Consider the following 11305-nt stretch of genomic DNA (forward strand, 5'->3'; position numbering starts at 1 on the left):
ATGACCAGCCTCACCGCCCCGATCGGGCTGATCCGCCCCGAGCTGATCGAGTTCGGCTCCGGCACCGTCGCCGCCGCCGGCCGCTGGGCCGGGGCGCGCGGCCTCTCCCGCGCCCTGGTGGTCTCGGACACCTTCAACGCCGGCCGCGTGGGCGTGCTGGAGCTGCCGGGCGAGGTGCATGTCTTCGGCGAGGTGAAGCCCGAGCCGGACGTGCCCAACCTGGAGAAGGCGCTGGCCATGGCCGAGGCGCTGAAGCCCGACCTCGTGGTCGGCTTCGGCGGCGGCAGCGCCATGGACCTGGCCAAGCTGGTCGCCGTGCTGACCGGCAGCGGCCAGACGGTCCATGACGTCGTCGGGCCGGACAAGGTGGCCGGCCGCCACGTCGCGCTGATCCAGGTGCCCACCACCTCCGGCACGGGCAGCGAGGGCGGCATCCGCGCGCTCGTCACCGATCCGGCGACGCAGAACAAGCTGGCGGTGCAGAGCATGCACATGCTGGCCGACCTCGCCGTGGTCGATCCGGACCTGACGCTGACCGTGCCGCCCGCCGTCACCGCCGCGACCGGCGTGGATGCCATGGCGCATTGCGTCGAGGCCTTCACGAACAGGAAGGCGCACCCGCTGATCGACCTCTACGCGCTGGAGGGCATCCGCCTCGTCGGCCGCTACCTGCGGCGCGCCGTGGCGGACGGCTCGGACAAGGAGGCGCGGGCCGGCCTCTCCGTCGCCTCGCTCTATGGCGGCTTCTGCCTCGGCCCGGTGAACACCACCGCGGGCCACGCGGTGGCCTATCCGCTGGGCACGCGGCACCACATCGCCCATGGCCTCGCCTGCGCGCTGATCTTCCCCCACACCCTCGCCTTCAACGCCCCCGTCATGGCGGAGAAGACGGCGCTGGTGCTGGAGGCGCTGGGCCTGCCCGCCTCCTCCGACGAGGCGACGGTGCGCGACGCCACCTACGATTTCTGCGCCGGGCTCGGGATCGAGATGAAGCTTTCCCGCCTGGGCGTGCCGGAGGGCGACCTCGGCAGCATGGCGACCGAGGCGCACGCCATCCGCCGCCTGCTGGACAACAACCCGCGCGACATCAGCCGCGACCAGATCCTCGCGATCTACCAGGCCGCCTTCTGAGGACCACGCCGTGACCGAGCTCTTCCCCACCGGCGTCTTCAGCGCCGCGCTGACGCCCCTGAACGCGGACCTCTCGATCCACCACGCGGCCTTCGTGGCGCATGCGAAGCGGCTGCTGGAGGAGGGCTGCGACGGCATCGCCCTGCTCGGCACCACGGGCGAGGCGAATTCCTTCTCCGTCCCCGAGCGCCAGGCGCTGCTGGAGGCGACGGTGGCCGGCGGCGTGGCGCCCTCGCGGCTGCTGCCCGGCACGGGCGTCGCGGCCCTGACGGAGACGGTGGCGCTGACGAAGCACGCGCTGTCCGTCGGCGTGGAGACGGTCGTGATGCTGCCGCCCTTCTACTACAAGGCGCCCAGCGAGGACGGGATCTTCGCCTCCTATGCGGAGGTGATCGAGCGGGTGGGCGATGCGCGGCTGAAGGTCGTGCTCTACCACATCCCGCAGATGTCGGCGGTGCCGATCACCCATTCCCTGATCGCCCGCCTGCGCGAGCGCTATCCCTCCACCGTCGTCGGCATCAAGGATTCCGCCGGCGAGCTGTCGAACATGACGGCGATGGTGGAACGCTTCCCCGGCTTCTCCGTCCTGGCCGGCGCCGACCCGCTGCTGCTGCTGCTGCGCCGCGCCGGCGGGGCGGGCTGCATCACCGCCACCTCCAACCTCGTCGCCGCCGACCTCGCCATCGTCTACCGCCACGCCAACGACCCGGCGAAGGCGGCGGAGGTGGACGCCGCGCAGGCGCGCGTGGTCGCCGCCCGCACCCGCGCCTCCCGCTTCGCGCAGATGGCCTCGCTCAAGGCGCTGCTGGCGGAGAAGACGGGGGATGCCGGCTGGAACCGGCTGCGCCCGCCGCTGCTGCCGCTGAACGCCGAGGAGCGCGCCGCGCTGCTGGCGGGCTGAGCATGGCCGGCCGCCTCGCCCTCGTCACCGGCGTCTCCTCCGGCATCGGGGCCGCCATCGCGCGGCACCTGCTGGCGGAAGGCTGGCAGGTGGCCGGCATCAGCCGCACCGCGCCCGACCTGGCGCATCCCGGCTTCGCCCACCGCGCCGCCGACCTCTCCGACCCGGCGGCGCTGGTCGCCGCGCTGGACGGCCTCGCGCCGCACGCGCTGGTGCATGCCGCCGGGCTGCTGCGCACCGGCCGGCTGGGCGAGCTGGAACCGGAGAACGGCGCGGCGATGTGGCGCCTGCATGTCGAGGCGTCGGAGCGGCTGGCCAACCACCTCGCGCCCCGCCTGCCCGAGGGCGGGCGCATCGTGCTGGTCGGCAGCCGCACCGCCGCCGGCTCGCCCGGGCGCAGCCAGTATGCCGCGACCAAGGCGGCGCTGGTCGCCATGGCCCGTTCCTGGGCGGCGGAGCTGGCGCCGCGCGGCATCACCGTGAACGTGGTGGCGCCCGCCGCGACGGAGACGCCGATGCTGCGCGACCCCGCCCGCGCGGGGGTCTCGCCGCGCGTGCCGCCGATCGGGCGCTTCATCCGGCCGGAGGAGGTGGCGGCGCTGACCGGCTTCCTGCTCTCCGACGCGGCCGGCGCCATCACCGGGCAGCAGGTCGTCATCTGCGGCGGCAGCTCGCTCTAGCCCGCGAACGAACAGGAGGAACCCCCTTGTCCCAGGCTGTCAGCCCGCCGCCCGACCTGTCCGGTGCCGGCCATGTCGCGCCCGTTCCCGGCGACCCCGCACGGGCGGAGACCTTCATCCCCGCGCAGCGCGTGCAGAACCACGCGGCGAACCTGACCCTGCTGGGCAATGGCGACCTGGCCTGCGTCTGGTTCGGCGGCACGCAGGAGGGGGTGCCCGACATCGCCGTGCAGTTCTCGCGCCTCGCCAGGGGGTCGGATACCTGGACGCAGCCGGAGACGCTGTCGGACGATCCGACGCGCTCCGAGCAGAACCCGCTGCTCTTCCCCGCGCCCGACGGGACGCTGTGGCTGATCTGGACGGCGCAGATCTCCGGCAACCAGGACACGGCCATCGTGCGCTGCCGCAAGTCCACGGATCACGGACATTCCTGGGGCCCGATCGAGACTCTGTTCGGCCCGCGCCCGGAGGGCGGCACCTTCATGCGCCAGCCGATGGTGGTGCTGGAGAACGGCGACTGGCTGCTGCCCATCTGGGTCTGCACCACCACGCCGGGCCGCAAGTGGGTGGGCGACGAGGACATCAGCGCGGTCAAGATCTCCTCCGACCAGGGGCGGAGCTGGACGGAGGTGACGGTCCCCGACAGCAAGGGCTGCGTCCACATGTCCATCCTGGACCTGAAGGACGGCACCCTCGTCGCCTTCTACCGCAGCCGCTGGGCGGACAACGTCCACGTCTCGCACTCCACGGATGGCGGGCGGAGCTGGACGGCGCCGGTGCCGACCGAGCTGCCGAACAACAACTCCTCCATCCAGGCGGTGCGGCTGGCCAACGGCCACCTCGCCATGGTGCTGAACGAGAGCAGCGCGGCGGATGCGAAGGAGCGCCGCACCTCCCTCTACGACGACATCGAGGAGGAGGGCGACGACCGCGCGAACCCCGTCCCGGTCGAGGGCGTGCGCAGCACCTTCTGGGGCGTGCCGCGCGCGCCGATGACGCTGGCCATCTCCGAGGATGGCGGTCGCACCTGGCCGCACCGCCGCAACCTGGAGACGGGCGACGGCTACTGCATGACCAACAACTCGCGCGAGAAGATCAACCGCGAGTTCTCCTATCCGACGATCCTGCAGTCGCCCGACGGCGCGCTGCACATCGCCTACACCTACTACCGCCAGGCCATCAAATACGTCCGCGTGGACGAGGACTGGGTCCGCGCCGGCGCGTGAGGCGCCGGCGAAACGACAACGACAACGACGCCGGCTGTCGCGCCGGCGGTCCTCCCGGGAGAGTGACGATGAACAGGCGCAGCTTCCTCCTCGCCGCCCCGGCCGCCGCCGGCGTGCTGGCCTCCCCTGCCCTCCGGGCTCAGCCGGCCTGGCCGAACGGCAAGCCGATCCGCGTGATCATCCCCTGGCCGCCGGGCGCCGCCAACGACACGCTCGGCCGGCTGCTGGCGCAGCGGCTGCAGGAGAAGCTGGGCGCGACGGCGGTGGCGGAGAACCGCACCGGCGGCGCCGGGCTGATCGGCACCAACGCCGTGCTGACGGCGCCCAACGACGGCTACACGCTGCTCGCCTCCGCCTTCAACACCGCCGTCATGCCGCTGGTGCTGAAGGGGGCCAACTTCGACCCGCAGCGCGACCTGGAGGTGGTGGCGCGCACGGCCAAGGCGCCGCTGGTCATGGTCTCCTCCGGCACGAAGCCGCAGAAGACCCTGCCGGAGATCATCGCCGCGGCGAAGGCGAAGCCGCGCGAGTGGAACGTCGCCATCTCCTCGCTTGGCTCGGCCGGGCACCTTGCCACCATCGAGTTCCTGCGCCGCACCGGGCTCGACCTCGACATGGTGACCTATCGCGGCACCCAGCCGGCGCTGACCGACCTGATGGGCGGCAGCGTGCAGCTGCTGATCGACCCGTGCTTCGCGCTGCTGCCGGCGCGCGGCGACGGCAAGGTCAACGCGGTGGGCATCGCCACCGCCGAGCGGTCCGGGCTCGCGACCGACGTGCCGACCATGGCCGAGGGCGGGCTGCCCGGCTACGAGTTCCAGTCCTGGTACGGCGTCTGGGCGCCGAAGGGCACGCCGGCCGAGATCTGCCAGCGGGTGAACGCGCTGATGCAGGACACCATGCGCGAGCCCGCCATGGTCGAGCGCCTGACGAAGCAGGTGCTGGAGCCGGTGACGGAGAGCATCGACGACACGAAGCGCTTCATCGCCAGCGAGATCGCGCGCGCGACGGAGCTGCTGCGCAGCGTGAACTACCAGCCGGAATAGGGCGGACGGACCGCCCCGCCGGCGCGGCGGGCGCCGCGTTCGTGGCATGGGGGCCAGGCTCCGCCTGGCCTCCGGCGGCGCGGTGGGAGTCCCTTCCCGCCGCCCATTACCGTTCGGCCCGTCCCGGCCGGACGGCGCGCTACAAAAAGTCCCGCAGCAGGGCGACCAGCGGCTTGTCCGCCGGGGGCATGGCGTAGTCGGCCAGCTTCTGCGGCCGTACCCAGGCCAGCGCCTGTCCCTCGCGCGGGGTGGGCGTGCCCTGCCAGCGGCGGCAGAGGTAGAGCGGCATCAGCAGGTGGAAGCCGTCATAGGCGTGGCTGGCGAAGGTGAAGGGGGCGAGGCAGGCCTCCGCCACATCCACCCCCAGCTCCTCGCGCAGCTCGCGGATCAGCCCGGCCTCGGGCGTCTCCCCCGCGGCCACCTTGCCGCCGGGGAACTCCCATAGCCCGGCCATCGGCTTGCCCTCCGGGCGGCGCGCCAGCAGCACGCGCCCGTCGCCGTCGATCAGGGCACAGGCCACCACCAGCAACAGGCGGGAGCCCGCGGCCGCACCGGGCACCAGGGCCGGGTCGGCCGCCGGCGCCGCCTCCGCCGGGGCGTCGGGGCCATGCAGCTCCGCCCGGCCGGCGCGGAACAGCCGCACGGGCAGGCGGGCGTTGCGGGCGGTGAACTCCTGCTCGCCCATGCCCTGGGCGCCGAAGCCCAGCCGGCGCAGCACGGCGGCCGAGCGTTCGTTCTCCGCCAGCGCGCTGGCGTGGATCTGGTCCAGGTCCAGATTCGCCAGGGCCCAGCGCGCCAGCCGCCCCGCCGCCTCGGCCGCCAGGCCGCGGCCCCAGTGGCGGCGCCCGATCCAGTAGCCCAGCGACGCCTCGCGCGGCGCCGTGCCCTCCGGCCGGGTCAGGGCGACGCAGCCGACCAGCCGCTCGATCCCCGCGCTCTCCTCGATCACCGCCAGGTGCCAGGCGGTGCCGGCGACTAGCTGGGCCCGGGTGGCGGCGATCCAGTCATCCGCCAGCTCGCGCGGATAGGGGAAGGGAACGCGCGCCAGCATGCGCGCCACCTCCCAGTCGTTCACCAGCCGGTGCAGCTCCGCCGCATCCCCGGCGCGCAGCGGGCGCAGCAGCAGCCGCTCCGTCCGCAGCGGCGGGAAGGCGTCCTCCGCCTCCCGCGTCACCTCCGCGGCGTCTCCGGTCAGCGGCGCCACCAGCCCTGACGGCGGGGCGCATCCGCCTCCTGGCCGCTGCCCAGCACCACGGGCTGCACGGGCGCGCCGACCACCGGCTCCGCCGGGCCGGCCGGGGCCGCCTCCGGCGTGGCGGGCGTGGCGGGTTCCGGCAGGGCCTCGGGCTCCGGCAGAACCTCGGCGGACGCGGCCTCGGCAGGCGCCGGCTCCGCTTCGGCCGGCGCGGCGGCCACGGCCTCGGCGGACGCGGCCGGGGCCCCGGCCTCCGGGGCATCCGCCGCGGGAGCCTCGGGGGGCGGCGGTGCCGCGGCCTCGGCCGGTGCCACGCTGGCGACCACCGTCACCACCGGCGGCGCGTCCGGCTCCAGATGCACGCGGGCGACCGCCTCCACCGCGCCGTCCCCGCCGGCGATGCGGCGGGCCGCGGCCTCGGCGGCCGCCTCGGCCGCGGCCATGGCGTCGAAGACGTCGTCATAGGTGCCGGCGAAGGGGTCGGCCGGGGTCGGGCCGGCATAGCGCGCGACCTCGGCGGCCGGGGCGGCGCCCTCCTCCTCCGGGCGGCGGCGGCCACGCCGGTTGCGGCGGCGGCCGCGGCCTTCCTCGTCGCGGCCCTCCCGCGGGGCGGCATCGCGCGGAGGGGCCTCGCCCTCGCCAGCGGCGTCCTCCTCGCTGCCCTCCGGACCGCCCTCGGGCGCCTCGCCCGCCTCGGCCTCGGGCGAATCGCCCTCCTCCTCGTCGGCTTCCTCGGCACCGCCCGGGCCGGCGCCCTCGGCCGTGCCGTTCCCCTCGCGGCGGCCGCGGCGGCGGCGGCGGCGGCGGCGGTTCTCGCCCCGCCCGTCCTCGCCTCCGCGGGCCTCCTCGGCGGCAGGCACCTCGCCGGCCTCGGGCTCGGCGACGGCTTCGGCGGCGATCTCCTCCGGCTCCTCCTCATGGGCGGGCAGCGGCTCGGGCGCGTAGTCCATGCGCAGCGCGGGGGCGCGGTTGAGCGAGGGCGGCGGCGCCGTCTGGGCGCGCATGCGCTCGATGCGCAGGTTGGCCTCGCTCAGCTCCGCATCGGGGGCGAGCAGAACGGCCATGGCGTGGCGCGCCTCGATCGCGGCCAGCCGCTCGCGCTTGCGGTTGAGGATGTGCATCGCCACCGGCTCGGCGGCGTGGACCACGATCTCCGAGGCGCGGCGCTTGGCGCCCTCCTCCTCGATGGCGCGCAGCACGTGCAGGGCGCTGCTCTCCAGGCTGCGGACGATGCCGCGCCCCTGGCAGTGCGGGCAGGTGACGAAGGAATGCTCGGTCAGGCTGGGGCGCAGCCGCTGGCGGCTCATCTCCAGCAGGCCGAAATGGCTGATGCGGCCGACCTGGATGCGCGCGCGGTCGTGGCGCAGCGCGTCCTTCAGCTTCCGCTCCACCTGGGCGTCGTGCTTGCTTGACTCCATGTCGATGAAGTCGATCACGATCAGGCCCGCGAGGTCGCGCAGCCGGACCTGGCGCGCGATCTCCTCCGCCGCCTCGCAGTTGGTGCGGAGCGCCGTGTCCTCGATGTGCCGGTCGCGGGTGGCGCGGCCGGAGTTCACGTCGATGGCGACCAGCGCCTCGGTCTGGTTGATGACGATGTAGCCGCCGGACTTCAGCTGCACGACCGGGCTCATCATCGCGTCGAGCTGCTGCTCGGCCCCCGCGCGGGCGAAGAGCGGCACGGCCGGGTCGCGGTACAGCCGCACGCGCTTCTCGTGCTGCGGCATGATCAGGCGCATGAAGTCGCGCGCCTGCTTCCAGGCGGCCTCGCCCTCCACCTCGATGTCGTCGATGTCGCGCCCGTAGGTGTCGCGGATCGAGCGCTTGATGAGGTCGGCTTCCTCGTAGACCAGCGCGGGCGCGGTGGAGGCCAGGGTGCGCTCGCGGATCTCGTCCCACAGGCGCAGCAGGTACTCGCCGTCGCGCTTGATCTCGGGCTTGGGGCGCTGGGCGCCGGCGGTGCGGACGATGATGCTCATGCCCTTGGGCAGGTGCATCTCCTCCACCGCCTCGCGCAGGCGCTTGCGGTCGGCGACCTGGGTGATCTTGCGCGACACGCCGCCGCCGCGCGGGCTGTTCGGCATCAGGACGGAGAAGCGGCCGGCGAGGCTGATGTAGGTGGTCAGCGCCGCGCCCTTGTTGCCGCGCTCCTCCTTCACGACCTGCACCAGCATGATCTGCCGGCGGCGGATCACCTCCTGGATCTTGTAGTGGCGCAGGAAGCGCGGCGGGATGCGGCGCTCGCGGCCGCGATCCTCGCCCTCCTCCGCCCCTTCCTCGGCGCCGTTGCCGGAATCGCCGCCCAGCACCTCCGGCGGGGGCTCCTCGGCCTCGCCGACCTCGCGGCCCTCCACCGCCTCCGCGGCGGCCTCGGCCTCGCGGGCGGGCTCGGCGGCGTCGAAGACGCCGCCCGCGGCCGCGGGACCCGGCGTCGGCTCGCCCTCGGCCACCTCGTCGCGGTACATGGCCATGGCCTGGCTGCGCGGGGCCGGGCCGCCCGTCTCGGAGCTCCCCGGCTCCGTGCCCTGACCGTCCCCGGCCCCCTCGTCGCCCGGCGCCGTCTCCGGCCCGGCGGCCTCGCCCGGCGGGACCTCGGCCAGGCCGGTGCCGGTCAGGCTGTCGAAGGCGGCCGGCTCCTGCGCGGCCGGCGCATCCGCCGGCGCCGTGGGCTCCGCCGCAGGGTCGCCGCCCTCCTCGCCGGCGGCCACGGGACGGCGCTCCTCAGGGTGGCTCTCCTCGCGGGCCTCCCCGGCGGCGCGCGATTCGCGGTCGCGCCGGTCGCGGCCGCCGTCGCGCCCCCCGTCCCGGCCCCGCCCCCGGCCCTCGCGCTGCCGGTCGCGGCCACGGCCGCCCTCCCGGCCCTCCTGTGCCTGCAGGTCGCGGTCGTCCTCGGGAGCGACGCGCTCGGCGGCGGTCTCCAGCTCCTCGCGCTCCTCGTCCTCCTCGGCCTCCTGCGCCTGCATCTCGAGCAGGCGCTGCCGGTCGGCGACGGGGATCTGGTAGTAGTCGGGGTGGATCTCGCCGAAGGCCAGGAAGCCGTGGCGGTTGCCGCCATACTCGACGAAGGCGGCCTGGAGGCTGGGCTCCACCCGCACGACCTTGGCCAGGTAGATGTTCCCCTTGAGGGGAAGGCGGTCAGCCGCCTCGACGTCGTAGTCCTCGATTCGGTTGCCGTCCATCACCACCAGCCGGGTCTCTTCCGGGTGGGAGGCGTCGATCAGCATGCGCTTGGTCATGGAAGCATGGGCTCCGCGACGCGCGGCGCCAGGGCGAAGGCGCGTCGGCTCGGGTGGGAGTGGCGGAGCGGAAGCGGGCAGGCAGGCAGGTCCGGTCACGCGAGGGCCGCGAGGCGGCCGCGCATGGGGGCGGAATCGTGACGGAGCGCAGGGATTGCGTCGCCGCGGCCATGCCGGGGGCTTCCGTCCTTTCTCGCTCGGGCGGTCCTGGGACCGCCCTGGGTGGGGCGCACCGCGCGCAGGCCCCGCCGGGCGCGCGCGGCAGGGCCGGAGGCGCGGGCGGGCCGGCGGTGCGGGCGCAGGGAGGCCGAGACTGGATCCAGGGCTGGTCCTGGTGCGGGCCCGAGCGCGCCGCGGGACGGCGCCGGTCGGGGGATGGGCGCCGCTCTGCCCGGGAAACGGTCGCCGCCGGGTCCGCTGGCCGGAAGGGAGCCCTGCGGGCACCTCCCTGAACGGTGGCGGCACCAGTCCGGGTGCGCGGTGCCTGGGTCGAGCCGACCGGTCTGATGCGGCCGTGGCCTCGGTTTCCCCGTTCCGGCGGCGCTCCGCCGGGGCGCTGCACCATACGCAGCGGTTACGGGCGCCACAAGGCCGGTTGTCCACAGCCCGGACCGTTCCCCGCGGCGGGGAAGGCCCCCCGGCGCCCGGAACCGCCCCGGACCGGACGCGAAAATGTCGACTCTGGCCGCCGGCGCGCTAACCTGCCCCCAGGGGGAACTAACGCATGAGTGTACCGGCTGACCGGCGGGGCGTGCTGCGCCTCGCTTTGGCCATGCTGGCGGCGGCGGTCGGGGGGACCGCATCCGGCAGCGCGATGGCCCAGGCCGCGGCCCACCTGCGCGCCCAGGGGCGCGGGGCCCGGCTGACCCTGCCCTTGCCACCGGGCGCGCGCTGGCGGCTGACGGCCAGCGACCGGCCGCGGCGCCTGCGCCTGCACCTGCCGGGCGGCTGGCCCGGCCCGGCCCGCCTGGCCGCCGCCGGACCGGTGGCGGGGGGGCGCTGGGATCCGCGCAGCAACAGCCTCGTGCTCGACCTGCGCCAGCCCGTCGCCATGCCGGACGTGACACGGCAGGGGCGGAGCTTCGTCCTCCTGCTGCAGCCCGGCCCGGCCGCCGGCTATGCCCGGCTGGTGCGCGCCGGCGCCCTGGGCCAGGGGGGGGCCGCCCCCGCCCAGCCCGTGGCCCGGCGCGGCCGGGCGGCCCTGCCGGTGGTGGTGCTCGATCCCGGCCATGGCGGACGCGACCCCGGGGCCATCGGCGTCAGCGGCGTGCAGGAGAAGCGGATCGTCCTGGCCGCCGCGCTGGAGCTGAAGCGCCGGCTGGAGGCGGGCGGCGCCTGCCGTGTCGTCATGACCCGGACCCGCGACGTCTTCGTCCCGCTGGCCGACCGGGTGGCCTTCGCCCGCAAGGCGGAGGCGGCGCTCTTCGTCTCGGTCCACGCCGACAGCGCGCCGGGGGCACGGGGGGCCAGCGTCTACACCCTGTCCGAGACCGCCTCCGACGCGCTCTCGGCCAACCTGGCGCGGCGGGAGAACGCCGCCGATGCGGCGGGCGGGCTGCGCATCCCGCCGGTCTCGCCGGAGGTGGCCCGCATCCTGATGAGCCTGGTGCGGCAGGAGACCCGGCGCGGCTCCGACCAGATGGCGAAGCTGGTGGTGGCCAGCCTGCGCGGCGACGTGCCGCTGCTGCCCAACACCCACCGCAAGGCCGCCTTCGCCGTGCTGAAGGCGCCCGACATCCCCTCGGTGCTGGTGGAGCTCGGCTTCCTCAGCGACCGGCAGGACGAGGCGGCGCTCAAGCGGTCCGACCACCGGGCGAAGCTGGCCACCGCCCTGGCCGAGGCGGCCCAGGGCTTCCTGGGCAGCCGCGTCACCTGAGGCGGGAGGAACGGGCT

The 11305-nt window shown here is 75.2% G+C and carries 8 protein-coding genes; 6 read left to right on the forward strand and 2 right to left on the reverse strand.

The annotated features are described in order from the left end of the window. The 5 genes from LPC08_RS17645 to LPC08_RS17665 all read left to right on the forward strand — a co-directional run bounded on the left by LPC08_RS17645 (position 1) and on the right by LPC08_RS17665 (position 4984). Positions 1-1131 carry an iron-containing alcohol dehydrogenase gene (locus tag LPC08_RS17645; RefSeq protein ID WP_230449542.1) on the forward strand — a complete coding sequence of 377 codons (1131 nt, stop codon included), beginning with the start codon at positions 1-3 and terminating at the stop codon, positions 1129-1131. A gap of 10 nt (positions 1132-1141) precedes the next feature. Then, a complete protein-coding gene (locus LPC08_RS17650) occupies positions 1142-2032 on the forward strand; it encodes a dihydrodipicolinate synthase family protein (protein WP_230449543.1) in 891 nt (296 codons plus the stop codon). Between the two features lie 2 nt (positions 2033-2034). Further along, a complete protein-coding gene (locus LPC08_RS17655; RefSeq protein ID WP_230449544.1) occupies positions 2035-2712 on the forward strand; it encodes an SDR family NAD(P)-dependent oxidoreductase in 678 nt (225 codons plus the stop codon). A 26-nt stretch (positions 2713-2738) separates the two neighbouring features. Continuing rightward, entirely contained in the window at positions 2739-3938 is a 1200-nt protein-coding gene (locus LPC08_RS17660; RefSeq protein ID WP_230449545.1) for a sialidase family protein, read from the forward strand. A gap of 68 nt (positions 3939-4006) precedes the next feature. Then, positions 4007-4984 (forward strand): Bug family tripartite tricarboxylate transporter substrate binding protein, encoded by a 978-nt coding sequence (locus tag LPC08_RS17665; RefSeq protein ID WP_230449546.1) that lies wholly within the window; start codon positions 4007-4009, stop codon positions 4982-4984. Positions 4985-5123: 139 nt separating this feature from the next. Here the strand turns inward: LPC08_RS17665 and LPC08_RS17670 are convergent, their stop codons facing one another. Then, entirely contained in the window at positions 5124-6158 is a 1035-nt protein-coding gene (locus LPC08_RS17670) for a bifunctional GNAT family N-acetyltransferase/(deoxy)nucleoside triphosphate pyrophosphohydrolase (protein WP_230453107.1), read from the reverse strand. Between the two features lie 17 nt (positions 6159-6175). Further along, positions 6176-9412: an Rne/Rng family ribonuclease gene (locus tag LPC08_RS17675; protein ID WP_230449547.1), complete on the reverse strand. Its 3237-nt coding sequence runs from the start codon at positions 9410-9412 to the stop codon at positions 6176-6178. Between the two features lie 724 nt (positions 9413-10136). On the opposite strand from LPC08_RS17675, the gene LPC08_RS17680 reads away from it, so the two are divergent. Next, positions 10137-11288: an N-acetylmuramoyl-L-alanine amidase family protein gene (locus LPC08_RS17680; protein ID WP_230449548.1), complete on the forward strand. Its 1152-nt coding sequence runs from the start codon at positions 10137-10139 to the stop codon at positions 11286-11288. The last annotated feature ends 17 nt before the right edge of the window (positions 11289-11305 follow it).

Source organism: Roseomonas sp. OT10, assembly GCF_020991085.1.
Taxonomy (GTDB): Bacteria; Pseudomonadota; Alphaproteobacteria; order Acetobacterales; family Acetobacteraceae; genus Roseomonas; species Roseomonas cutis.